Origin of the sequence: Nonomuraea pusilla, from assembly GCF_900109355.1 — a bacterium.
GTDB lineage: Bacteria > Actinomycetota > Actinomycetes > Streptosporangiales > Streptosporangiaceae > Nonomuraea > Nonomuraea pusilla.
This window is the reverse complement of sequence record NZ_FOBF01000012.1, coordinates 20981-45494: the sequence shown is the minus strand read 5'-3', so window position 1 is coordinate 45494 and position 24514 is coordinate 20981. Positions and strand designations below refer to the sequence as shown.

Here is a 24514-nt window from a genome sequence, read left to right as displayed (position 1 = left end):
AGCTGAGACCACTCGGGAGCCCCGCGCGGCGAGCACTGCGCCGCCTGCCGGGCGAAGCGCGGACCCCGCCCCGGCTGGCGCTGCGCCGCCTCCCAGGTGAAGCGCGAACCCCGCCCCGGCTAGCGCTGCGGCGCCTCCCAGGCGAGCCGCCAGGTGACGGGGCCGACCACGCCGTCGTCGTCGACGCCCTGCTGGCGCTGGAAGAGGCGGGCGACGTCGCGCGAGCGCTCACCGTAGGCGCCGTCGACGGTGAGCTCCCAGCCGCGCCTGCGCATCTGCTCCTGCCAGGTGCGGACGTCGTCGCCGCGCATGACGGGCGGGTATCTGAGCAGACGGCCGGGGAAGGGCGGCGCGGCCGGAGTGGTGGGGCCGCCGCCCTCACCGCCGTCGCCACCACCGTTGTTCCCGCCGTTCCCGCCGTTGCCGCCGTTCCCGCCGCCGGCCGGGCGGGGCGCGCCGCGCCTCACCCACGCGTACAGCGGCTCGCCGGGGCAGTCGGTCTGGTAGCCGTCGCGGTGGCCCTTGATCTCCTTGCCCGCCCTGCCGTCCTTCCTGACGTGGTCGACGGCGTCGAGGACGGCGTGCAGCAGCGCGTCGGGCGGCTGGACCAGCCCGGCGTTGCCGACCAGGCCGAGCACCGCGTAGTGGCCCGAGTTGAGCCCGGGGCCGTTCGCGGCGGGCAGGTGGTGCAGGCCCCTGCCCTCGAACACCTTCCTGTGCGGGCAGGCGACGAAGGAGTAGCCGATGTCGATCCAGCCGTTGCCGTCCATGTGGTAGCGCTGGATCTCGCGGACCAGGTTCACGCAGCCGGCGTGGTCCTCGACGATGCCGGGATCGACGCGTCCGCCGGTGTAGTGGACCTTCACCCCCTTCGTGGAGTCGAGCTGCGTGTACGCGCCGCGCGGCGGGCGCGCCTGCCAGTCACGCCGTAACACGAGGTCGATGGGCACGGGGATCTCCAAGGTCGGGGGTGTGACGACAGAGCGTAACGCGACCGATGCGATCGGGTCCCGAGATCGCGATATTTCGTCCTAGGGCCTGATCACGCGCTTCTCCGTCACGATCGCGGTGATGAGATCGTGCGGGGTCACGTCGAACGCCGGGTTCAACGCCCGGGTTCCCTCGGGAGCGAGCCGTACACCTCGGAGCGTCAGGACCTCCTCCGGCCCGCGGTCCTCGATCTCGATGTGGTCGCCCGTCGGCGTGGCCGCGTCGATCGTGGACTCGGGGGCCACGACCACGAACGGCACGCCGGCGCGCTCCGCGGCGAGCGCCAGCGCGTACGAGCCGATCTTGTTGGCCGTGTCGCCGTTGGCGGCGACACGGTCGGCGCCGATGAGCACCGCGTCCACGCCGCCCCTCGACACCAGGTACGGCCCCGCCGAGTCGACGACGAGCCGGTGCGGCGCGCCCATCCTGGCCAGCTCCCAGGTGGTGAGCCTGGCGCCCTGGAGCAGCGGGCGGGTCTCCAGCGCGTACGCCTCCTCCAGCCGTCCGCGCTCGTGCAGCGTCTGGACCACGCTGAGCGCGGTGCCCCGCTCCACGGCGGCCAGGCCGCCGGTGTTGCACACCGTCATGACCCGCAGCCGGTCGCCCTCCAGCAGGTCGGCGCCGCGCTCGCCCATGGCGGCGCAGGCGGCGAGGTCCTCGTCGCGCACGCGCAGCGCGGCGGCCAGCACCGCCTCCGGCCCCTCGTCCAGGTGGGCAGCGGCCCTGTCGACGCCCCAGGCGAGGTTGACGGCGGTGGGCCTGGCGGCGCGCAGCCGGGCGATCAGCGCGCGGTCGCCGCCCGCCAGCGCCACGCCGAGCGCCCCGGCGACGCCGAGCGCGGGCGCGCCGCGCACGGCGAGCCGCCGGATCGCGTCGATCAGCTCGTCCACGGTGGTCAGGCGGAGCGTCACGCACGCCTCGGGGAGCCGGGTCTGGTCGATGATCTCGATGGCGCCGTCGGCCCAGTCGATGGTCCTCACGCCGCACACGCTAGTTCGTCCCGTTCCGCCCCACCACGCCAGCCCTCGGCTCCCCCGGTACGTCAGCCCTCGGCTCCCCCGGTACGTCAGCCCTCGGCGAGGACGATCACGGCGTCCTTCTCCCCCAGCACGACCCGCTCCGACTTGGCCGGGCCGAGCACGATGCCGTAGTGCGGGGGGTCGTTGCGCCGGGCCGCGTGCCGGTAGCCGATGGCCGTCTCGCCCCTGCGCCGCGCCGCCTCCACGATCGTCGAGAAGGTCACGGCCTCGCCGGGCCTGACGTACGAGCCGGCCGGGCGCGGGTAGATCTCCGAGCCGTGCGAGTCGAACAGGTACCCGAACACGTCCGCGAGGTGCCGGTTGCAGGCGAGCTGGGCGAGCAGCAGGCCGATGACGGTGTCGCTGATGACGATGTCGTCGGCCTCGGTGACCTCGGCCAGCGCCCGGTTGCTCTCGTCGTGCATCTCGCTGACGATCGAGTAGTGCTCGCCGAGCACGCGCTGCATGTCGCGGAGCTGGAGCAGCGTCATGAGGGTGCGGGTGTCGGCGTGGTGCGGCTCGTACCTGTCGTCAGACAGGACGATGACGTGCTGGTAGAGGCCCACCCCCAGCGACTCCAGGGCGAACCTGTCGGTGGTGTCGCAGTCCTTGACGTTCACGGTGAGCCGGCGCAGCCCCGCAAGGTCGGCCGCCGCCTTCGGGTGGTCGGTGGCGACGTCCAGCACCGCGCCGGGAGCGACGTAGCCGTCGAGGTAGCGGATGATCTGCTCGGCCCTGCCGTTCCAGTTGAGCAGCAGCGTCCGCTCCGCCTCGGGCCGGTGCGGCGCGGCCGCGACGACGGCCGACTCGTCCACCTGGGGCGGGCCGGCGGCCAGGCGGATGTGGGAGTCGTCGTGCGCGATGACGACGACCTGGTCGTCGGCCGCGATCACGGTGTCGCCCGGCGGGTTCAGCACCACGCCCGACGGCCTGCGCAGGCCGATGACGGCCGCCGTCTCGTAGGCGTGCAGCGCCTCGCCGTACGTGCGGCCGGCGAGCTCCTCGTCGGCGCGCAGGTAGATCTCGCTGTCGTCGAAGTTCAGCAGGTCCATGCACACGACCGACATGCCGGACTGCCGGGACGACTGCACGATGAGCCGGGAGGCGGTGTCGTCGGAGTCCACCAGGTGGACGTCCTCGCCGCCGGCCAGGCGCGCGGCGGCGAGGTTGCGGCTGGAGGCGAGCGCGGCCACGACCGGCGGGTGGTTGCCCGCCCGCTTGGCCAGCGCGAGCAGGATCTTGATGACGTGCGCGTCGGGGTCCTCGCCCTCAGGCGACAGGACGACCACCGAGCTGGCGGCGTCGAGGTTCATCAGGTCGAGGTCGTGCGGCTCCGTCGGGCGTCCCGTGCGGCAGACCAGGCGCGTCCTGCCGAGGTCGTCGAGGTGGTCGCGGATGTCCTCCTCCATCGCGAGCTTGTCGCGGTCGGCCAGGACGGCGATGACCGAGCCCGGCCGGCTGGCGTGCGCCTTCACCAGCTCGCCCACGATGGTGAACACCTGGTCGGACCAGCCCAGCACCACCGTGTGCCCCGACTCCACGATCCGGGAACGGCCCCTGCGCAGCCGGTCCACCTTCTCCTTCAACCCGTTCGACAGCAGTCCGACGAGCATGCTGACGATGAAGATGCCCCCGAGCGACCCGACGAACATGACGGCCATGTACGCCGTCGAACCCTTGTCGCTGGCCACCTTGCCGGGGGTGAGCGCGTGCATGAGGGAGAGCCACAGCACCTGCCAGAGGCCGCTCGCCCCCTCGGGCTCGTTGGGGGCGAGCCACAGCGCCAGCCCCGTCACCAGGAAGATGAGGCCGACGGAGGCCACCGCGAGCCAGCCGATCAGCGACGCCGTCCCCTTCGACATGGTGTTGTCGAACCAGTAACGGGCACGCTCCCGCAACGTCGCCTTTGACACCCCGATACCTCCGCTTTAGGGAGAGTTTGACAGCGATCAAAGGTACCGGGCGATCTTGCTGCGCGCAGGGCGAAAGGTAACGTATCCGCCATGGTGACCCCCCTGACCCCCGACGACCCGGTGGCCCTCGGCGGATACCGCCTTGAGCGCCGGCTCGGCGAAGGCGGTCAGGGCGTCGTCTACCTGGGGCGGGGCGCGTCCGGGGAGCCCGTCGCGGTGAAGCTGCTCGGCGCCGGCGACCCCGCGACCCGCGCCCGCCTCGCCCGCGAGCTCGACGCGCTGGCGGGCATCGCGTCCTTCTGCACCGCCCGCGTGCTCGACGTCTCCACCGGCGGGCCGCGCCCGTACGTCGTGAGCGAGTACGTCGACGGCCCCTCCCTCGCCGACCGGGTACGCGAACGCGGCCCGCTGCGCGGCGGCGACCTCGAACGCCTGGCCGTCGGCACCGCCACCGCGCTCGCCGCCATCCACGCCGCCGGGGTCGTCCACCGCGACCTCAAGCCGTCCAACGTGCTGCTCGGGCCCGACGGCCCTCGCGTCGTGGACTTCGGCATCGCCAGGGCCGAGGGCGCCGCCACGCTCACGTCCGGGCTGGTCGGCACGCCGGCGTACCTGGCGCCCGAGCAGATCGCGGGCGCGCCCGCCTCGGCCGCCTCCGACGTCTTCGCCTGGGCCTCGACCGTCCTGTACGCCGCCACCGGGGCCAGCCCGTTCGGCGCCGACACCGTGCCGGCCGTCCTGCACCGCGTCCTGCACGCCGAGCCTGACCTGTCGGCGCTGCCGCCCCGCCTGCGCGAGCCGGTCGCCGCCTGCCTGTCCAAGGACGCGTCCCGGCGCCCGGCGGCCCGCGACCTCATGGTCACCCTGGTCACCCCGAACCGCCGTCCCGCCTCCCCCTCACTCCCGCCTGCGGGACCGCCCGCAGGGCCCTCGCCCACTACGCCGTCGCCGACGGGCGCCGTCCCCACGCCACCTTCCCCCGGAGGCCCGACGCCCCCTTCCCCCGGAGGCCCCACGCCGCCTTCCCCCGGAGGCCCGACACCGCCTTCCGCCGGAGGTCCGACGCCGCCTTCCGCCGGAGGTCCCACCGCCCCAAGCGCTGCCCCGCCCTCCTTACCCCCGGGCACCACCGCCCCCGCAGCGCCTCCCTCCCTTCCCGCCGCCACCGAGGCCGCCGACGACCCGGCCTCGGTCCCCACCGCCCCCACCGATCTCTCGGGATCGACCCCGCCCGCCGTCCCCGGCAGCACCGCTGGTCCTACGGGCCTGGCCGGAACGGCCGCGCCGCCCGCCCTCCCCGCCAGCACCACCGGACCCACCGGCCTGGCCGGAACGGCCGCGCCGCCCGCCCTTCCCGTAAGCGCCGCTGGTCCTATGAGCCTCTCGGGATCGACCGCGCCGCCCGCCTTCCCCGCCAGCGCCACCGGACGCACCGGCCTCTCCGTCCCTCCCTCCTCCCCCGTCGGCACGGGCGCGCCCGGTCCGGCCCGGGGTGCCGGATCCGGCGGGCGGGTGCGGCGCCGTGGCCCCCTCGTCGCGGGCGTGGCCGGCGTCGTCGCGCTCGTCGTGGCAGGGGGCGCGCTGCTGCTCGTGAACCGGGCCCCGGCGGCCGGGCCGGGCGGCACCCCGGCCGAGGCCGCCGGGTCGTCCACCGCGACCAGCGGGTCCACCGCGTCCTCCACGTCCTCCGGGTCCGCCTCCTCCGCCACGTCGTCCGCGTCCACCACGTCCACCGCCGCCAGCGGGTCCACCGGCTCCGCCGCCGCGGCGGCGGCGACGGCGTCCCCCGGCCCGTCCGGCCCCGGCCCCACGGGCTCCGGGCCCGCCTCCGCCCCGCCCACCACCGGCGCGACGGCCCCCGGGAGCCCCCCGCCCACCACGGCGCCGCCCCTGAGCGGCCCGCCCAGGATCCCGGCGGCGTTCGCGGGCACCTGGACGGGCCGCACCACCAGCACCGACCCCCGCGACTCCGACGGCGCGCGCGACACCGTCACGCTCAAGGCGGGTGCGTCCACCGCCGTCTGGGAGGAGAAGGACGGCCAGTCAGGCTGCGCGACCACGATCAGGCTCGCCGAGGCCCGTCCCGACGCGCTCACCTTCCTCCTCGACGGAAGGAAGCACGTCTGCGCCCGCGGCACGCTCGTGCTCGCGCTCAAGGGCGGCGTCCTCACCTACACCCGGCACGATCCGCCCGGCGCGGGCGCCGTCACGCAGAGCGGTTCGCTCGGGAAAGGCTGAGACTCGGGAAAGGCTGAGACTCCGGAAGGCTGAGATTCGTCTGGGTTTTCCGGCAAAACCCTTCGACATCGGCCGCCCCGGGCCGGATCATTGAGGTCATGTCCGTGATCAGGGAGGTGCCGTTCCCCAGCCGCGACCCGTCGGGCGAGCTCCCGATGAACATCTGGGTCGACGACGCCGACTCCGCCATCGACGTCATCGACGCGCTCGCGCTGTCGCCGTTCGCCACCGGCGTCCAGCCGTGCTCCCGCCTGGCCAACCTCGAACGCGTGCGTCCCGACGCGCCGCTCCGGCCCGCCGAGGGCCGGCTGCTGCGCATCGCGCAGGTCGAGGACGGCACCGAGTCGCGCCTCATCTGCGGCGAGGGGTGGACGCTGCGCGTGGTGCGGCACCGCAACCGCACCGCCACCGTCAGCGTCACGGCGGTGAGCGAGGAGCTGGCCACGTCGGTGCTCAAGGAGAGCATCGACGGCGCCGAGGAGCCGGTGCCCGACACCGACCACATCGACATGGGGTTCTGGTGGCGGGGCGCGCACGGCGGCACGCGGTCGCAGAAGCCGATCACGGCGCAGCCGTGGGATGAGATCGGCCGCAACTACCCGGGCCGCGCCAGGCCGGCGCTCGACCGGCTCATGGCGGTCAAGCCCGCCGAGGTGAGCGGACGCCTGATCCTCCTGCACGGCCCGCCGGGCACCGGCAAGACGACGCTGCTGCGCGCCCTGGCCAAGCAGTGGCACGACTGGTGCCAGGTCGACTGCGTGCTCGACCCCGAGCGGCTGTTCAACGACCCGGGCTACCTCATGGAGGTCGCCGTCGGCTACGACACCGACGACGAGACGCAGCGCTGGCGGCTGCTCGTCCTGGAGGACTGCGACGAGCTCATCAGCGCGGGCGCGAAGGCGCAGGCGGGGCAGGGCCTGTCGCGCCTGCTCAACCTCACCGACGGCCTGCTCGGCCAGGGCCGCGACGTGCTGGTGGCGATCACCACGAACGAGGACCTCACCCGGCTGCACCCGGCGGTGGTGCGGCCGGGCCGCTGCCTGGCCCAGGTCGAGATCGGCCCGCTGACCCGCGACGAGGCCGTGGCGTGGCTCGGCTCGACGCAGGGCGTGAGCCCGTCCGGCGCGACGCTGGCCGAGCTGTACGCCCTCCGCGCCGGACGCGAGATCCCGCCCAGCGGCGCGGACGACTCCACGGGCCTCTACCTCTGACCCGTCCGGGCCGCCGCCCTCCCTGCCCCCACGGCGAGAGGGCGGCGTGCGGGGCTCAGCTCAGGTAGGCGTGGAGGCGTCTGGCCTCCCGCACGTAGTTGCTCGACGCCTTGCGGGCGGCGGGCTCGGACACGCACGGCAGCGTGCCCCTGGCTCCCGCCCAGCGCGCCGCGCGCAGCGCGAACGCGAGCGCCTGCGTGTGGCCGGAGTGCGGCCGCTCCCCCGGCCCCGGCAGGTATCCGGGCAGGAACCCGGTCAGCACCTCCCACACCTCCCGGTGGGCCCCGTTGAGCGCGGCGCCCTCCAGGGATGCGAGCACCGGCCCCAGCTTCTGCCACGACCTGCGTAGCTGCGCCGCGAGCTGCGCGCCGACCCGCTCGGCGGGCAGGCCGCCCCTCGCGGCCAGGTCGAGCAGCAGCTTCGTGCCGGGGGCGAGGTCGCCGTCCCAGGCGCGGCGTCCGAGGAAGGACGCGAGGACGAGCGCCACGCCGTCGCCCGCGGGGCCTTCGCACCGCAGCAGCGCCTGCGCGTCGTCGGGGGCGACGTTCCCGGAGCCCCACTGGTCGCCCAGGTGCGGGACGAGGTGCAGCGCCACGGTCTCCCTGTCGGACGGCAGCAGGCCGGGCCACATGCTCGCGCAGCAGCCGTGCTCGTCCCAGCGCCGCGGGCCGGGGTCGGAGAACAGGGCGTCGACGAGGCCGAGCCCGGTGGGTTCAGCGCTGATGGCGGGGACGGCGCCGTTCCCGGCATCAGCGTGCGGGCCGCCCCCGTGCCGGCCACCGTCGGGGGCGTCGCCCGAGCCGTCCGCCCAGCGGACTCCGGAGACCGGCCGGGGCCGTCCTCCTGCCATCCAGCGGGCGGCGGCCTGCCCGGCCGCGGACGGCAGCGCCGCCGCGGCGGCCGCGACCTCGGCCGGGACGTCGCGGGGCAGCCGCAGCAGCGCCTGCTGCAGGTCGGCGGGCATCGGCTCGGCGCCGGCCCGCTCGTAGCCGGCCAGCCGCTCGACGAGCACGGCGGGGTCGAGGTGGCCGGTGCCCGAGGTGGGCTCCGCCAGCAGGTACGGGGGCAGGGCGCCCGCCCGCAGCGCGACGTACGCCTCGGCCCAGCGGCTCAGGAGGAGCAGGTGCGGCGTCGAGATCCGGTCGGCGCCCGGCATGCGCGGATGCACGGGCACGGGCCGCTCCCACGACGCGGCGGGCGCCTCGGGCAGTGAGGGGACGGCCCGGGGCCCGCCCTCCCCGGCGGGCGGCTCGGCGCCGGGCGCGACCGCTTCCCTGGCCATCGCCTCCGCCCACTGCGAGGGGTGCGACCAGGTGCGGCGGCCGTGCAGGTGCGCGGGCTCGCGCAGGAGTCGCGCCAGCGCCTCGCGCAGGCCGGCCGGGTCGGTGGCGCACAGCCGGACGAACCCGGCGAGCCACCGTTCCCACCGGTCGGCCTCGCCGTGCCAGGAGGTGTCGCTGAGCTGCTCCGCCCGCGTGACGGGCGCTGGCAGCGGCCGGGTCGCGACGGGCACGGGCAGCGGCGCGGGCTCGAACCCGTCGTACGCCTCCGCCTCCCACGGCGCATCGCCCGGCTCGGCGCCCCCGTACACCGAGGCCAGCGTCTCCCTGAGGTCCTGCGGCAGCATGCCGATCGTGTCCCTGACGGCCTTGGCCCCGGCGGGCGTGAACCGCCTGGCGTGCTTGACGGCGAGCCGCACCGCCCTGCCCTGCACGTCGGCCGACTCGCAGGCGAACGCGTACGCCAGGGCGGGCGCCAGCTCGTCCAGGTCGCCGGGGGTCTCCTTGGCGAGCCGGTCGAGCCAGGTGAGCCCCGCCGTGACGAGCTTGCGTTCCGCGCGGACCAGCAGCGACTGCACGGCCTCGACCGAGTCGGCGGGGTCGAGCGGGCCGATGCCGCGCAGGCGCCTGAGCGCCGTCTCGGCCACGGGGCCTGGCGCGGCGGGCAGCAGCCGCAGGTAGTCGCGGGCGCGCCCCGCGACCTCGTCGGGCGCGGGTTCGAGCAGCTCGTGCAGGCGGACGAAGAAGCGCAGGTCGGGGGCTGCGCCGCCGCGCAGGAAGCGGCGTACGCAGCCGTCGAGGAGCAGGTCGCGGGAGACCCTGCCGCTGCCGGCGAGGCGGCGCAGGGCGGTGAGCAGGTTCCCCTCGTCGGGCCGGTCGGCGCGCTCGTCGCGCAGCGCCCTGCCGACGCCTTCCGCCTCGAACAGCCGGGGCAGCAGGTGGTCGAGGAGCGGGTCGTCGTGCAGGCGCTCCGCGGCGCCCGGCTCGGTCACCCAGGCGACGACGAGGGGGTCGTGCTCGGGCGGGGTGGCGCCGGTGCGCCGCAGCATCGCGAGGGCCAGCGGGGCGGCGTCGCCGGCGCGGGCCGGCCCGCGGGCGCCGCGCAGCCGCCGGGCGGCGCGTACGGCGAAGTCGGACTGCCACTCGTGGGGCCGGGCCGCCAGGACGCGCTCCAGCACGGGCACGAGGTCGACGCGGCTCCGCCAGAGCCGGAAGTCGCGGCGGTTCAGCCAGGAGACGACGGCGGCGGGCCCGCCCAGGGCGCCGGCGCCGGCGACCCGCATGGCGTGGATCCACCCGTTGTCCTCGCCTCGGACGGGGTCCCAGTACCAGCCCTGCTTGAACTCCCACTGCCAGCGGTCGTGGTCGCCGAGCTCGCGACCCTTCTTCGAGGCCGCGAGCCGGTGCTCCTGCCAGGCCTGTTCCGCCTTGCGTTCCCTGCGCAGGCGGCGCTCCTCCGCGCGTGCCTCGGCCCGGCTCCTCGCGACCGGGAGGTGGCCGGGCAGGGCGGCGGCCACCTGGCGGCGGCCCTCGTCGTCGAGTTCCAGCACCCGGGCGGCCACCAGCCGGTGGTCGCCGGCGTCGATCGCGGCCTCGACGGCCTCCCAGGCGCTCACGCGTCCACCTCCACGGCGGCCGGGGCCGGCTGGGCGAGCCGGCCGCTGAGGAGCAGGGGGTGCGTCTGCGGGCCGGACGACGCCGTGCCGCCGGACGTGGACAGGCCGAGGCGGCCGCCGGCGAGCGCGGACGGCCCGGCGTGGGAATACGCCTGTACCGCGTGAGTCATGCCGGGAACCATAGAGATCGTCACCGACACAATCGGGAGGGCCCGTCGTGCCTGGTACGTAAACCAACCGATGCGCCGTGGGGAGCCTCCGGCCACAATGGGTCCGGTGCTCACCGTCGATCTGGCGCCCGTCGCCTTCACCCGCTTCGCCGTGCCCGGCGAGGCGCTGCGTGGCGGCGAGGCGTGGACCGGCGAGGAGCGGGCGGTGGGCTTCGCGGCCACGCAGCTCGTGCCGTCGTGGACGGCCCGCACGCCGGCCGGCTGCTGGATCGAGGTGGAGCTGCGGGTCCGCACGGCGGAGCGCCCCTCGTGGTCGAAGTGGTACGTGATGGGCCGCTGGTCGGAGCACGGCGACCCGCGCACCTCGGTGCCGGGGCAGGGCGACGGCGACGGCGACGTGGCCGTGGACACGTTCGTGGCGCGGCGGCCCGTGGTGGCCTACCAGGTGCGGGTCACGGCGCACGGCGAGGGCGCGCTGCTGACGGGGCTGGGGGTGCTGGCCTCGGCGGTTCCGCCGCGTCCCGTCACGACCGGCAGGCCGTCGGGCGGCGGCGCGGTTGAGCTGGACGTGCCCAGGCACGCGGTGGAACTGGACGTGCCCAGGCACTCGCAGCACGCGCACGCCGGGCACCATCCGCACCTCGACGGCGGCGGCGCGAACTGGTGCAGCCCGGCGTCGGTGGCCATGGTGCTGGGCTTCTGGGGCCGCGGCCCCGGCCCCGACGAGCTGGCCCTGATGGGCGACGACGACCCCGCGCCTGCCGTGGACCACGCGGCGGCGGGCGTGTACGACCACAGCTACCAGGGCACGGGCAACTGGCCGTTCAACGTCGCCTACGCGGGCCGCTACGGGTTGTCCGGGTTCGTGACGCGGCTGCGGTCGGCCGCCGAGCTTGAGCTGTTCGCGCGGGCCGGGATCCCGCTGGTGGCGTCCCTGTCGTTCAAGGCGGCGGAGTTGCCGGGGTCCTGCTACTCCACGAACGGGCACCTCCTCGTCGTGACCGGCGTCACGGCCGGTGGCGACGTCGTCGTGAACGACCCGGCCGCGCCGGACGACGCGGGGGTCCGCCGCGTCTACCCCCGCGCGGCGTTCGAGAACGTGTGGCTGCGGAGCCCGGGCAGCGGGGGCAGTGGGGGCAGCGGGGGCATCGTGTACGTCCTCCACCCGCCCGACGTCTCCCTGCCCGACTCCCCTGATGGCAATTGGTGAAAGAAATGAGCATTCGACCGATCGACGTCGCCCGCACCGACGGCGGCCCCCAGTGGGTGGAGGCCGTGGAGACGCCTTCCGGCGTCGAGGTCTGGTGGGACGAGCCCCGGCCCCACGAGGGCGGCAGGCGCTGCGTGGTGCGCCGCCTGCCGGACGGTTCGCGGGCCGACGCGCTGCCGCCCGGCTGGAACGCGAGGAACCGGGTGATCGAGTACGGCGGCCGGTCGTGGCGTCCTCTGCCGGGGGGCGGGCTCGTCTTCACGAACTGGGCCGACCAGCGCCTCTACCGCGTCGACGGGCCGGGCGCCGAGCCCGTGCCGCTCACGCCGGAGGGCCCGTCGCGTTACGCCGACCTCCGCCTGCCGCGCGGCCTGCGCGAGGTGTGGGCGGTGCGCGAGACGGACGACGTGCGCGACCTGGTCGCGGTGCCGCTGGACGGCGGCCCGCCGCGCGTGGTGGTGGCCGGGGCGCACCACTTCCTCATGAACCCCGCGGTCTCCCCCGACGGGCGGCACGTCGCGTGGATCGGCTGGAACCACCCCGACATGCCGTGGGACGGCACCGAGCTGTGCGTGGCCCCGCTGCTGCCCGACGGCACGGCCGGGCCGTACCGGGTGGTGGCGGGCGGGCCGGAGGAGTCGGTGGCGCAGGCCGAGTGGCGCGACGGGTCCTCGCTGTACGCGGTGACCGACCCGACGGGCTGGTGGAACGTCCACCTGGTGCCGCTCGACGGCACGCCGGCGCGCAACCTGACGCCGGTGGAGCTGGAGTTCGGCGGGCCCGCGTGGAAGCCGGGCAACACCTACCTCGCGCCGGCGGGCGACCGCCTGGCCGTCGTGTACGGCACCGCCGACCACCGCCGCCTGGGCGTCCTCGACCCGCAGACCGGGGAGATCGGGGACGTCGGGGGCGACGCGACGTACTGGGCCTCGACGGTCTCGGTGGCGGGCGGCAAGGTGGCGGCGGTGCGGGGGACCCCGTACACGCCGCTGGAGGTGGTGCTCGCCGACCTCGGCGGCGGCGCGTGCGAGGTGGTGTCGGCGCCCAAGCCGCTGCCGGACCGCGACCTGCTGCCGCAGCCGGAGGCGGTCACGGTCGAGGGCGTCCACGCGCACCTGTACCCGCCGCGCGGCGTGCGCGGGCCCGCCCCGTACGTGATCTTCGTGCACGGCGGGCCGACGAGCAGCAGGCCGATCGTCCTCGACCTGGAGATCGCCTACTTCACCAGCAGGGGGCTGGGCGTCGCGGTGGTCAACTACGGCGGCTCCACCGGCTACGGCCGGGCCTACCGGGAGCGGCTGCGCCACCAGTGGGGCGTGGTGGACGTCCAGGACTGCGCCAGGGTGGCGCGCGGCCTGGTCGCGATGGGCCGCGCCGACGCGGGCAAGCTGGCGATCAGGGGCGGCAGCGCGGGCGGCTGGACCACGGTCGCGGCGCTGGTGCACAGCGACGTCTTCGCGGGCGGCGTCGCCCACTACGCCATCACCGACCCGGAGAGCTGGGCGGCGGAGACGCACGACTTCGAGTCGCGCTACCTGGACGGTCTGGTGGGCCCGCTTCCCGAGACGCGGCAGAGGTACACCGACCGGTCGCCGCTGCTGCACGCGCACCAGGCGTCGGGCCCATGTCTGATGTTGCACGGTCTGGAGGACGCCATCGTGGACGTCAGCCAAGCCGAGAGGTTCGTCGCCGAACTGGACAAGCACGGCAAAGAGTGGGCATTGCTCACGTTCCCTGGCGAGCAGCACGGCTGGCGAAGGGAAGAGACCATCGTTGCGGTGCTGGAAGCCGAGCTGGCCTTCTACGGGCTGATCTTCGACATGGAGTTCCCCGAGGTGCGGCCGTTGACCTTGAAGGGGAGAGCGTGAAGAACGTCGCGGAGATCTGCTCGGATCTGATCAGGTTCGACACCACCAACCCGGGTTCGGGCGAGCGCCCGGCCGCCGAGTACGTCGCCACGCTGCTGGCCGACGCCGGGCTGGACCCGGTGGTGTTCGAGTCGGCGCCGAAGCGGACCACGGTCGTGGCCAGGATCGACGGCGACTCGCCCGACGCCCTGCTCATCCACGGCCACCTGGACGTCGTGCCGGCCGACCCGGCGGAGTGGCGGATGCACCCGTTCTCGGGTGAGATCGACGACGACTGCGTGTACGGGCGGGGCGCGGTCGACATGAAGGGGTCGTGCGCGATGACGCTCGCGACCGTGCTCGACCTGGCCGCGCGGGGGGTGCGGCCCCGGCGCGACCTGGTGGTGGCGTTCCTGGCCGACGAGGAGGCGACGGGCGACTACGGCTCGCGGCACGCGGTGACCGAGCACCGGGAGCTGTTCGACGGCGTGACCGAGGCCATCAGCGAGTCGGGCGGCTTCAGCGTGGCGTCCGGCGGGCACCGCGTCTACCCGATCGCGGTGGGCGAGCGCGGCACCGCGTGGATGAAGCTGACGGCGCACGGCGTGGCCGGGCACGGGTCGCGTCCCGCCGTGGACAACCCGGTCGCCACGCTGGCCCACGCGCTGTCGCGGGTGGCCGCCCACCAGTGGCCGGTGCGGCTGACGCCGTCGGTCGCGGCGCTCATCCAGAGCCTGTCGGAGATCACCGGGCAGCCGGTGGACCTCGACAGGCTCGACGAGGAGGCCGCCCGGCTCGGCCCGCTGGGCAGCCTGTTCAAGGGCCAGATCCGCAACTCGGCGAACCCGACGATGCTCCACGCGGGCTACAAGGTGAACGTCGTGCCCTCGACGGCCGAGGCGCACGTCGATGGGCGCTACCTGCCGGGCCTGCAGGAGGAGTTCCTGGACACGATCGACGAGCTGCTCGGGCCGAAGATCACCCGGGAGTTCGTCAACCTGGAGGAGGCGCCGTCGGCGCCGTACCCGTCGGCGTTCTTCGACGAGCTGGCCGGCTCGCTGCTGGCCGAGGACCCGCTGGCCAGGCCCGTGCCGTACGTGATGAGCGGCGGCACCGACGCGAAGTCGTTCGCCAGGATCGGCATCAAGGGCTACGGCTTCGCGCCGCTCATGCTCAGGCCCGACCTGGACTACTTCGGGATGTTCCACGGCAAGGACGAGCGGGTGCCGGTGGAGGGCCTGGAGTTCGGGACCCGGGTGCTGACGCGCCTGCTCACCTGATCCGGGACGTCCCGGGGAGATCCGGCCGGCCGCCTGCCGGCCGTTCTTCCCCCGTCGTCGAGCCGCTGCGCGCGTGGGGCGCGTACGCCGCCGCCCTGCCCGAGCAGGAGGGCGACGACGAGGTGGCCGCCCTCCTCCGCCACCTCGGCCGCGACCCGCTGTGGGCGGCGTGACCGCCGCTCAGGAGAACCGCTCAGGAGAACTTCGTGACGGGGCGCTCCTGCAGCACGCCGTCCACGTAGACGTCGAGCTTCTCGTCGTAGAAGGCGACGAGCCCCGCGATCCCCCGGCTCTCCGGCAGCGGCGTCCGGTACGACCAGGCCAGGTCGCGGCGGCCGTTGACCGACCAGTACTCGGCCGTGCCCTTGTACGGGCAGCGCGTGACGGTGTCGGTGTGCTCCAGCAGGTCGAGCCGCACGTCGGTCTTCGGCAGGTAGTAGCGGGGCGGCAGGCCCGTCTCGAACAGGATGCGCGGGCTCCGCGAGTCCGCGACCGTCACGCCGTCGACCTCCACCCGGACGTGGCGGGAGCTGGGCAGGACGTCCACGCGCGTGTACGGGTCGCGGGCGTGGACGTAGACCTCCTCGTCCTCCTCGAACCAGGCGTCCATGGCGTCCCAGTCGAAGCGGACGTGCCCCCGGATCTGCTCCAGCGGTGATTCCCGGTGGACGAGGGCGGCGCCCGGCGCCTGCGCCGCCCCCGAGACGACCGTGTGGACCTCCGCGTCGCCCCTGCTCGGCGAGTGGCTGGTCTCCCCTGTGGGCTTGAGCGCCGACGGCTCGACGTCCTCCAGCGGGAAGTAGTAGGTGGGGTAGTACGGGACCTCCCACACCAGGAGGGCGCGCGTGGTGTCGGCCACCGGCCGCCCGCCCAGATAGGTCCTGACACGCTTGGCCGTGCGCTCGACGCGCACCCGGCCGCGGCTCGTGGCATCCATGCTCGCGCCAACCCCGCGCCGTCCGCCCCTATTCCGGGCCAGGGGACGTACGGGCGGCCTAGCCGAGGCCGAACGCGGCGAGCGTGCCCCACGTGACGAGCGCCCCCGTCACGGCCCCCGCCCCGACCTGCGGCCAGGTGTGGTGCGCGAGGCGTACCCGCGACCAGCAGACCAGCGCCACGACGGCGGCCCCGGCGAGCAGGGTGGGCACCGCGGGCAGGACGTGCGCCAGCACCACGACCGTCCCCGCGCACACCGCGGCGTGGAACGAGATCTTCCAGCGCAGCGTGACGGGCACCGTCACGGCCAGCGCCACGAGCATCGCGGTCACGGTGGCGACCAGCAGCGTGGGCGCGCCGAGCGCGACGAGCAGCACCAGCGCCGCCAGCACCGCCGCCACGGCGGCGAGCAGCGGGCCGGTGCGGCGGGCGCGGTCGACGATGTGGTGGGAGTCGAGCCTGCCCGAGCGGACGCCGAGCGCGATCACCGCGGCGGGCACGCCCCCGCACAGCGCGGACGCCATCAGCCCCCACGCGGCGCCCGCCCAGCCCTGGCCGAGCAGCCCGACGGCCGGGGGCATCCCGATGACCAGCACCTGGGGCGCCAGCAGGTCGGTCACCCGCCGAGCCAGCACATCGCCTGTCATGTCACGACACAGTACGCGATCATGGCCCGCCGGGCCGCGAACCTGTGGGGGTCAGCCTCTGCCGGCCGCCTTGACGATGCGGGTGGTGGAGCGGTCGGGGATGGCCGGCATCTCCCAGCACTCCGCCCCGAGGATGGCCGCGGCGGCCGCGCGGGACCCCGCGTGCGGGTCGCCGCTCGTGTGGGCGAGCGCGCCGGGACGCATCGGGGCCAGCAGGTCGATGTAGTCCTCGGGCCCGTGCGCCTGCGGCGGCCCCGTCACGATGAACACGCCGGTGACGAACCGCAGGGCGGCCAGCACCTCGGCGCGTTCGGCGGCCGGGTTGAACGGCCGGGTCGGCCCCTTCCACGCCCGCACGCGGGGGTCGTCCTCGACGCCCACCACGAGCGGGAGCCCGCGCGCCGCCACGGCGCCGAGGTAGCGCACGTGGCCGACGTGCAGGATGTCGAAGACGCCGGTGACCACCGCCGACCCGGGCTCGTCGTACGGCCGCACCCAGACGGCCTCCAGGCTGCTCACGCGGCCTCCCCGGACGGCCGGGCGGGCTGGCTGCTGTGTTCGCTGCGCTCCCCCACGGGCAGGCACCCCTCCTAGACGACTCGTCGATCGCAGCGTACTCGGTCGCCGGAACCGGTCACGCAGGCGACCACGGGAAAGAGCATTCCTACCTTTTCGCGATAATCTCCGGCGGCGGTCTGGGGCGTCTCATGACGTCGCCATCATCGGGGCCATCATTGGGGGAGATCGCCGTGACACCGCTGGAGTCCCACCGCGTCAACGGAGCCCGTCCCGCCCAGGAGAGGCCCGCCCGCGCGGCCGGCCCGGGGCAGGGACGCCGCGAGATCGTGCTGGCGGGCCTGCCGTCGCAGGTGTCCAGGGCCAGGGCCCTCGTGACCGCGGCACTCGGCAGGGACGACCCGCTCCACGACGACTGCCTGCTGCTCACCAGCGAGCTGGCCACGAACGCGGTCCTGCACTCCCGGTCGGGCGCGGGCGGCTCCTTCACCGTGGCGGTGCGCAGCTCCGACGAGCTCGTCCGCGTGTACGTCGCCGACGCCGGGTCGGACGGCCCGCCGTGCGTGTGCCGCACGGGCGCGGGCGCGACGACCGGCCGCGGCCTGCCGCTGGTGGACGCGCTCAGCCACCGCTGGGGCTTCGCCAGGAGCGACGGCTCGACGACGGTCTGGTTCGAGCTGCTGCGGGAGGAGGGCAAGCCGTGAGGGGCGGACGGCCGGGGTCCGCGAGGACGCCGGCGCGCCCGGCCGCGCGGGTCAGCTCCCCGTCCTGGCGACGCTGAGCAGCACCGCGGCGTCCTGCAGGGCCTCCAGGCTGTGGCGGGCGCCGGGCACCGTCAGCAGGTCTCCGGCGGATCCCTCCCACGACTCCTCGCCGCTGCGCAGCCGTACGCTGCCCTTGACCACCAGCAGGGTCGCCTCGCCCGGGTTGTCGTGCTCGGCGAGCGAGGTGCCCGCGGTGAGCGCCAGGAGCGTCTGGCGCAGCACCCGCCCGCTCCCGCCGACGAGCGTCTCCGCGGCCCGCCCCGACGAGGCGGCGGCCCGTTCCAGCAGCCCCCGTGCCCGGCTCTCCAGTGAGTACGTCTCCATTCCGCCAGTCTCCCCCGGCCGTCGCCGCCTCACGCGCCCCCGCTCCGGCTACAGCAGGGGGTGGGTCTCCGGGTGGGCGTCCCACCAGCGGCGGAAGGCGGGATTGTCGTCGACGTGGCCGAGGAAGGCGGTGGCGAGCCCGCGGTAGACGGCCGCCGCGGCCTGGGTGCTCAGGCGGTCGCGCCGCCAGGCGACGACGAGCCTGGCGGCCTGCGGCTCCCCGGCGAGGGGGCGGACGGCGGTGCCGGGCTGCGGCGGCCAGGTGGGGTCCACCAGGCGTACGCCGTGCCCGGCGGCCACGAGGTGGTGGCCGCCGCCGCTGGGCGCGTCGTACCGGACGTCAGGCTCGAAACCGGCGGCGCGGCAGGAGGCGCGCAGCGCCGCGAGCGAGCCGTCGTCGGCGCCGGGCGGGCTGATCCAGGACTCCTCGCGCAGCGCGCCGAGCGGGATCTCGGCGAGCTCGGCCAGCGGGTGCGCCGCCGAGAGCGCGACGAAGATCGGGTGGTGCGGGATCAGCGTCCTGCTGACGACGGGGGCGCGGAGCGGGACGTCGAAGCCCTCCATCATGCCCATGAGGGCGGCGTCCAGCTCGCCCTGGGCCAGGGCGTCGGCGAGCAGCACGGCCGACGGCTCGATCCGCAGGGAGACGGCGCGGCCGGGAAGCTCCTCCCCGACCCGGTCCACGACGGTGGCGACGCACGCGGTGTGGACGCTGCCGAGCTGGAGCCGGGTGGCGGGGGCGTGGGCGTCGCGCAGGTCGCAGAACAGACCGTCGATCTCCGACAGGACGATCCTCGCCCGGGCGACGACCTGGCGTCCCAGGAGGGTGGGGGCGGCCCCGGACCGGCTGCGGACGAAGAGCTCGCCGCCGACGATCTTCTCGACCTTCCTGAGCTGGGTGGTCATGGCGGGCTGGGTCAGGCCGAGGCGGGCCGCGGCCCTGGTCACGCTGCCGGTCTCGGCGATGGCGCAGATCATCCGGAGATGCCTGAGCTCAAGGTCCATGTCCGAATTATGTGACATTTCACCTCCTGCGGCCCGACCTTCCGGTGAACTCATAGCCAACACTTATGTCACGCGCTATGACCGCGGCCGGGGCGGGCGCACCACACTTCGGGGCAACCTCGCATCCCGCGATGGACAGGACACCCCCCGGAGGTCCCCCCGTGCCCCATGTCCTCTCACGCCGGCGATTGCTCGTGCCCCTGGCCGCGTTCGGCCTCCTCCTCCAGCCCCTCGCCGCGACACCCGCCGCCGCCACCACCGCCACCACCGCCGCCGCCGTGACGGCCGCCGCCACGGCCGAGCCGCCGCCCGCCGCCGCGCTCACCCCGTCCGCCGCCGACGACCCCGAGCACGTACGGGCGGGGCGGCTCGACGTGCGCGACCGCGCCCCGCTGCCCGCCTCCAAGGACGCGCTGCGCCGCGACTACGACCAGCCGCCCCAGGCGTCCAAGCACCCGCGCCCGTCAGCCACGGGCAAGGCGGCCAGGACCGCCGCGGCCTGCGCCGTCTCCGACTTCACCAGCAGGACCGGCGGCGCGCTGGTGCAGCAGATCAAGTCGTCCACCACCGACTGCGTCAACACCCTGTTCAGCCTGACCGGCGCCGACGCGTCCGCCGCCTTCCGCGAGTCGCAGATGGCCTCCGTGGCGTACGCGCTGCGCGACAACGGCACGTCGTACCCGGGCGACAACACCACCGGCACCGCGCAGCTCGTGCTCTACCTGCGGGCCGGGTACTACGTGCACTGGTACCACCCGGCGGACGTCGGGGCCTACGGCACGACGCTGAGGACCGCGATCCAGGCCGGCCTCGACTCCTTCTTCGGCTCCTCGCGCGCCTGGACCGTCAGCGACGCCAACGGCGAGGTGCTGTCGGAGGCGGTCATCCTCATCGACAGCGCCGAGCAGAACGACCGCTACCTGCACGTCGTCAAGCGCCTGCTCGACGGCTACGACAGCAGCTACGACGCGTCCTGGTGGATGCTGAACGCCGTCAACGGCGTCTACACCGTGCTGTTCCGCGGCCACCAGGTGCCCGCCTTCGTCACGGCCGTCCAGTCCGACCCGAGCGTGCTGACGACGCTGCAGCGCTTCGCCGTCGGTCACCTGTCCCTGCTCGGCACCGGCCGCGCCTACCTGACCTCCAACGCCGGCCGCGAGCTCGGCCGCTTCCTCCAGCACGCCACGCTGCGCGACACGGTGCGGCCGATGGCCAAGGACCTGCTGGACCGCAGCAGCATCAAGGGCACGACCGCCGCGCTGTGGGTCGGCGTGGCCGAGATGACCGACTCGTACGACAAGGCCGACTGCGCCTACTACGGCACCTGCGACCTGCAGACCCGGCTGGCCGCCGAGGTGCTGCCGATCACCCACACCTGCGGCGCGAGCCTGCGCATCAGGGCGCAGGACATGACGTCCGCGCAGCTCACGAGCACCTGCTCCAGCCTGGCGAACCAGGACGCGTTCTTCCACGACCTGGCCAGGGACGGCGGCCGGCCGGTGGCGGACGACGACAACACCACACTGGAAGTGGTCGTGTTCGACTCCAGCACCGACTACCAGACCTACGCCGGGCCGATGTTCGGCATCGACACCAACAACGGCGGCATGTACCTGGAGGGCGACCCGGCCGCCGCCGGCAACCAGCCGAGGTTCATCGCCTACGAGGCCGAATGGGTGCGGCCGGACTTCCAGATCTGGAACCTCAACCACGAGTACACCCACTACCTCGACGGCCGGTTCGACATGTACGGCGACTTCGCCGCCGGCGTCTCCACCCCGACCGTCTGGTGGATCGAGGGCTTCGCCGAGTACGTCTCCTACTCCTACAGGAAGGTCGTCTACGACGCCGCCATCACCGAGGCGGGCAGGCGGACGTACGCGCTCAGCACCCTGTGGGACACGACCTACGGCCACGACACCACCCGCATCTACCGCTGGGGCTACCTGGCCGTGCGCTACATGTACGAGCGGCACCGCGGCGACGTGGACACCGTGCTCGGCCACTACCGCACCGGCGCGTGGAGCTCCGCCAGGACCTTCCTGACGAGCTCGATCGGCAGCCGCTACGACTCCGACTGGTCCACCTGGCTGGCCGCCTGCGCCGCCGGGTCCTGCTCGGGCGGCGGCGGGACGAACCAGGCGCCCTCGGCCGGGTTCACGTTCACCGCGAACGGGCTGACCGCCGCCTTCACCGACACCTCCACCGACGCCGACGGCACCGTCGCCGCGCGCAGCTGGGACTTCGGCGACGGCGGCTCCTCCACCGCCGCCGACCCGTCGCACACGTACGCGGCAGCGGGGACGTACACGGTCAAGCTCACCGTGACCGACGACGGCGGCGCCACCGGCACCACCAGCAAGCAGGTGACCGTGTCGGGCGGCGGGTCGTCCGTGCCCGAGTGCACCGGCGCCGACCCGCGCCAGCTCGGCAGGAACTGCCAGCGGAGCAACCTGTCGGCGACGTCGGGGAACTACGCCTACCTGTACCTGTACCTCCCGTCGGGGGTGCGGAAGCTGACGATCACCTCCTCCGGCGGCACCGGGAACGCGGACCTGTACTTCAACCCGTCCTCCTGGGCCACCACCTCGTCGTACACGCAGCGCTCCGCCAACGCCGGCAACGGCGAGACGCTGACCGTCACCGACCCGCCGGCGGGCTACGTCTACATCAGCCTGCACGCCGCGCAGTCCTTCTCCGGCGCGACCGTCAAGACCGAGTTCTGACAGCACCCCCGGACGGCCGGGACCGGATCCCTCCTCCGGTCCCGGCCCCTTCCACGGGCTCAGACGTCCAGCCGGCACAGGCCCTCGGCGAGGGCCTTCGTCGTGAGCCTGGTGCGGCTGTCACAGCCGAGCTTGGCGAAGATGTGCTCCAGGTGGGTCGTCACGGTGCGGACGCTGAGCACGAGGGCCGCCGCGATCTGCGGGTTGGAGTCGCCCGCGGCCACCCGGGTGAGGACGTCCACCTCCCTGCCGGTCAGCTCGTACGGCAGGACGCAGGGGCGCTCGGCGACGACGGCGCCCTGCAGGGTCCCCTGGTAGCCGACGCCGGCCCGCAGCACCCGCACCTCGTGCCAGCGCCCGGCCCGGTCGAGCCACAGCCCGTGCCTGCTCAGCTCGCGCGAGTCGATGAAGGCGCGGGCGAAGGCGGCCATGCCGGGGTCGTCGCGGACGGCGGCGGAGACCTCCCGCCCCGGCACCTCCCGGCGCGCGCCCAGCCGGTCGAAGGCGACGGCGCGGAAGTCCGGCGGGAGCCCGACGGGGTCGATCACGCACCTGGTCAGGTCGGTGACGTGCGCCAGCATGGGCGCGACCGCCGCCACCAGCGCGCCGGTGCGCCCGGGGAACGGCTCCCTGGAGGTGAGGTGCAGCAGCCCCGTGTAGCGGCCCTCGGCCAGGAACAGCGGCGCGGTCAGCCCGGCCCGCCAGCCGTAGGGGGCCAGGTGGCGGCGGAAGTAGCGTTCGGTGCCGGGGGCGGGCATGCGGACCGGCGCGCGCGTGGACAGGGCCGTGCGGTAGGCGTCGAGCGCGGCGTACTCCTCGGCGGCGTCGCCGTCGATGCGCGGGTGGCCGTCGGAGACGACGCTGCGGTGCCGCCCGGTGGCGGGGTCGTACGCCACGAACTCGTACGCGTCGAGCGGGACCACGCGGCGCAGCGCCGCCATGGCGCCCCGGGCGCCGCCGCCGCCCGCGACCTGGTATCCGACCTCGGCGAACGCCTGCAGTTGGTGGACGTCCAGCGAGATCTCGGCCACCGCCTCTTTATATCAGCCTGCCGGATCTTGGACCTTTCATCGCTGAGCCGGGGGGCGGTCAGAGCCAGTCCTTCTTCTTGAAGACCGCGTACAGGGCGACCGACGCCCCCACCAGGAGCACGGTGGAGAACAGGAATCCCCACCACTGCCCCGCCCCCGGGTAGGGGACGTTCTGCCCGTAGAAGCCGGTGATGGCCGTGGGGACGGCGATGACGGCGGCCCAGCTCGTGACCCGCTTCATGATCTCGTTGAGCCTGAACCCCTGCTGGGCCAGGCGCGTCTCCCTGATGTTCGCCAGCATGTCGCGGATCGACTCCACCCACTCGCTGATGCGCAGGACGTGGTCGTAGATGTCCATGAAGTACGGCATCATCACCGGGTCGGACACCAGCCGCTGGTCGCGCCTGACCAGCGTGCCGATCACCTCGCGCATCGGCAGGGCCACCTTGCGGATCCGCGCGGTGTCCTTGCGCAGCCGGTGCATCCGGCGCTGGAGCTCCCTGGCGTCGGCGGGCTCGTCGTCGAACAGCTCCTCCTCCAGCGCCTCGGCCTGCGCGTCGAGGTCCTGCACCAGGTCGAACTGGCTGTCCACGACGTGGTCGAGCAGGCCGTGCAGCAGGAACGGCACGCCCTGCCCGGCCAGGCGGGAGGCGGCGTCCCAGCGCGCGACCACCTCCTCGATCGGGAAGTGGTCGTTCTCGCGCACGGTGACGAGGGCGTTGGAGGTGACGAACACGTTCACCTCGACCGGTTCGAGCCGGTCGCCGTCGCAGTACACGCCGTAGACCGTGATGAACAGGTGGTTGTCGTAGATGTCCACCTTGGGACGCTGGTGGTCGGACAGGACGTCCTCGACGGCCAGCTCGTGCAGCCCCAGCTCCTCGCTGATCATCGCGAGCTGTCGCGGGTCGGGGGAGCACAGGTCGAACCAGACCGTGCTGTCGGGATCGGCCAGGTGGTCGGAGACCTCCTCGATCGGGAAGTCCTCCTTCTCCAGGACCCCGTTCCTGTAGAGACGCGTACGCACTAGCAGAGTGTGGCAAAGCGGATGGCGTTGCGCACGGCCGCTCCCCCCGGATCGTTGTTGAAGTAGACGTAGGCGTCGCTCCACCCGGCCTCGCGCACCCGCCGCGCCCAGCTGCGCAGCGCCGCCTCCCCGTACGACGGGGGCGGGAACGCCTGCCCCTCGTGCAGCCGCACGTACCCCCAGCCGGTGGTGCGCCAGAGCGGCGACTGCGGGCGGCCGAGCCGGTCGGCCCAGCACAGGGCGGCCCCGTGCTCCTCCAGCAGGGCCCGCACCTCGTCCGTCCACCAGGAGGCGTGCCGGGGCTCGACGGCCACCCGCGTGTCAGCGGGGAAGCAGCGCAGGCAGCGGTCCAGCCGGGCGGGGTCCGCCTGCAGGGTGGGCGGCAGCTGCAGCAGGATCGGGCCGAGCTTCTCCTTCAGCGCCGACGCCGCCCCCATGAGCCGCGCCACCGGCTCCTCCGGGTCGGCCAGCCGCTTGATGTGAGTGAGGTACCTGCTGGCCTTGACCGCCATGACGAACCCGTCCGGGGTGCGCTCGCGCCAGTGCTCGAAGGACTCCGGCGTCGGCAGGCGGTAGAAGGCGTTGTTGCTCTCGACCGTCGGGAACGTCCTCGCGTACGTCTCCAGCCACAGGCGCTGCGGCACGCCCTCCGGGTACAGCACGCCGCGCCAGTGCCTGTACTGCCACCCCGAGGTGCCCACCAGCGTCGCCATGCCCTACGCCTACCCAGAGGCGGCCCGCCTACGTGTCAGGACGGCGACTTC

The 24514-nt window shown here is 74.4% G+C and carries 20 protein-coding genes; 7 read left to right on the top strand and 13 right to left on the bottom strand.

What is annotated here, in order from left to right:
* Positions 1-119: 119 nt before the first annotated feature.
* The 3 genes from BMX74_RS24185 to BMX74_RS24175 form a co-directional block, all read right to left on the bottom strand.
* Positions 120-950 carry a peptidoglycan recognition protein family protein gene (locus tag BMX74_RS24185; protein WP_055502865.1) on the bottom strand — a complete coding sequence of 277 codons (831 nt, stop codon included), beginning with the start codon at positions 948-950 and terminating at the stop codon, positions 120-122.
* 81 nt (positions 951-1031) lie between these two features.
* Positions 1032-1970 (bottom strand): S-methyl-5-thioribose-1-phosphate isomerase, encoded by a 939-nt coding sequence (gene mtnA / locus BMX74_RS24180; RefSeq protein WP_055504003.1) that lies wholly within the window; start codon positions 1968-1970, stop codon positions 1032-1034.
* An 86-nt stretch (positions 1971-2056) separates the two neighbouring features.
* A complete protein-coding gene (locus BMX74_RS24175; RefSeq protein WP_055502866.1) occupies positions 2057-3922 on the bottom strand; it encodes a CASTOR/POLLUX-related putative ion channel in 1866 nt (621 codons plus the stop codon).
* Between the two features lie 90 nt (positions 3923-4012).
* Here BMX74_RS24175 and BMX74_RS46330 point away from each other — a divergent pair, with 90 nt between their 5' ends.
* On the top strand, positions 4013-6160 hold the full coding sequence (locus BMX74_RS46330) for a serine/threonine-protein kinase (protein ID WP_091102988.1): 2148 nt from the start codon (positions 4013-4015) through the stop codon (positions 6158-6160).
* 98 nt (positions 6161-6258) lie between these two features.
* Positions 6259-7371, top strand: a complete 1113-nt coding sequence (locus tag BMX74_RS24165; protein WP_055502868.1) for a DUF5925 domain-containing protein — start codon at positions 6259-6261, stop codon at positions 7369-7371.
* A 55-nt stretch (positions 7372-7426) separates the two neighbouring features.
* Here the strand turns inward: BMX74_RS24165 and BMX74_RS24160 are convergent, their stop codons facing one another.
* Together BMX74_RS24160 and BMX74_RS24155 are read right to left on the bottom strand one after the other, a co-directional pair.
* Positions 7427-10267 carry a DUF7824 domain-containing protein gene (locus tag BMX74_RS24160; protein WP_091102986.1) on the bottom strand — a complete coding sequence of 947 codons (2841 nt, stop codon included), beginning with the start codon at positions 10265-10267 and terminating at the stop codon, positions 7427-7429.
* Entirely contained in the window at positions 10264-10437 is a 174-nt protein-coding gene (locus BMX74_RS24155; protein ID WP_176573330.1) for a hypothetical protein, read from the bottom strand. The genes BMX74_RS24160 and BMX74_RS24155 overlap by 4 nt, the downstream gene beginning before the upstream one ends.
* A 106-nt stretch (positions 10438-10543) precedes the next feature.
* Here BMX74_RS24155 and BMX74_RS24150 point away from each other — a divergent pair, with 106 nt between their 5' ends.
* Genes BMX74_RS24150 through BMX74_RS24140 form a run of 3 tightly spaced genes read left to right on the top strand, consistent with a single transcriptional unit; the run spans position 10544 to position 14774 of the window.
* Positions 10544-11647 carry a C39 family peptidase gene (locus BMX74_RS24150; RefSeq protein ID WP_420538140.1) on the top strand — a complete coding sequence of 368 codons (1104 nt, stop codon included), beginning with the start codon at positions 10544-10546 and terminating at the stop codon, positions 11645-11647.
* A 5-nt stretch (positions 11648-11652) separates the two neighbouring features.
* The gene (locus tag BMX74_RS24145; RefSeq protein ID WP_091102979.1) at positions 11653-13515 is read left to right on the top strand and encodes a dipeptidyl-peptidase 5; all 1863 of its coding nucleotides are present in this window, start codon (positions 11653-11655) and stop codon (positions 13513-13515) included.
* The gene (locus BMX74_RS24140) at positions 13512-14774 is read left to right on the top strand and encodes a M20/M25/M40 family metallo-hydrolase (protein WP_055502873.1); all 1263 of its coding nucleotides are present in this window, start codon (positions 13512-13514) and stop codon (positions 14772-14774) included. Before BMX74_RS24145 ends, BMX74_RS24140 begins: the two co-directional genes overlap by 4 nt.
* A gap of 193 nt (positions 14775-14967) precedes the next feature.
* Here the strand turns inward: BMX74_RS24140 and BMX74_RS24130 are convergent, their stop codons facing one another.
* The 3 genes from BMX74_RS24130 to BMX74_RS24120 are packed head-to-tail and all read right to left on the bottom strand — an operon-like array spanning position 14968 to position 16876.
* On the bottom strand, positions 14968-15711 hold the full coding sequence (locus tag BMX74_RS24130) for a DUF427 domain-containing protein (RefSeq protein WP_091102977.1): 744 nt from the start codon (positions 15709-15711) through the stop codon (positions 14968-14970).
* A gap of 58 nt (positions 15712-15769) precedes the next feature.
* A complete protein-coding gene (locus tag BMX74_RS24125) occupies positions 15770-16357 on the bottom strand; it encodes a phosphatase PAP2 family protein (protein ID WP_091102975.1) in 588 nt (195 codons plus the stop codon).
* Positions 16358-16408: 51 nt separating this feature from the next.
* Positions 16409-16876, bottom strand: a complete 468-nt coding sequence (locus BMX74_RS24120) for an adenylyltransferase/cytidyltransferase family protein (protein ID WP_055502876.1) — start codon at positions 16874-16876, stop codon at positions 16409-16411.
* Between the two features lie 230 nt (positions 16877-17106).
* On the opposite strand from BMX74_RS24120, the gene BMX74_RS24115 reads away from it, so the two are divergent.
* A complete protein-coding gene (locus BMX74_RS24115; protein ID WP_236714674.1) occupies positions 17107-17577 on the top strand; it encodes an ATP-binding protein in 471 nt (156 codons plus the stop codon).
* 51 nt (positions 17578-17628) lie between these two features.
* Here BMX74_RS24115 and BMX74_RS24110 read toward each other — a convergent pair whose 3' ends face one another.
* A complete protein-coding gene (locus BMX74_RS24110) occupies positions 17629-17961 on the bottom strand; it encodes a cupin domain-containing protein (RefSeq protein ID WP_055502877.1) in 333 nt (110 codons plus the stop codon).
* A 48-nt stretch (positions 17962-18009) separates the two neighbouring features.
* Positions 18010-18966 (bottom strand): LysR family transcriptional regulator, encoded by a 957-nt coding sequence (locus tag BMX74_RS24105; RefSeq protein ID WP_055502878.1) that lies wholly within the window; start codon positions 18964-18966, stop codon positions 18010-18012.
* A 161-nt stretch (positions 18967-19127) separates the two neighbouring features.
* Between BMX74_RS24105 and BMX74_RS24100 the strand changes: the two genes are divergently transcribed.
* Positions 19128-21692 (top strand): collagenase, encoded by a 2565-nt coding sequence (locus BMX74_RS24100; protein ID WP_256257247.1) that lies wholly within the window; start codon positions 19128-19130, stop codon positions 21690-21692.
* Positions 21693-21751: 59 nt separating this feature from the next.
* Here the strand turns inward: BMX74_RS24100 and BMX74_RS24095 are convergent, their stop codons facing one another.
* From BMX74_RS24095 to BMX74_RS24085, 3 genes are read right to left on the bottom strand one after another with little or no spacing between them, the layout of a single operon-like run.
* The gene (locus BMX74_RS24095; protein WP_055502880.1) at positions 21752-22723 is read right to left on the bottom strand and encodes a helix-turn-helix transcriptional regulator; all 972 of its coding nucleotides are present in this window, start codon (positions 22721-22723) and stop codon (positions 21752-21754) included.
* 58 nt (positions 22724-22781) lie between these two features.
* Positions 22782-23750, bottom strand: coding sequence for a magnesium transporter CorA family protein (locus BMX74_RS24090; protein WP_055502881.1), 969 nt, complete (start codon positions 23748-23750; stop codon positions 22782-22784).
* The gene (locus tag BMX74_RS24085; RefSeq protein WP_091102971.1) at positions 23750-24463 is read right to left on the bottom strand and encodes a DUF72 domain-containing protein; all 714 of its coding nucleotides are present in this window, start codon (positions 24461-24463) and stop codon (positions 23750-23752) included. The genes BMX74_RS24090 and BMX74_RS24085 overlap by 1 nt, the downstream gene beginning before the upstream one ends.
* Positions 24464-24514: the final 51 nt, after the last annotated feature.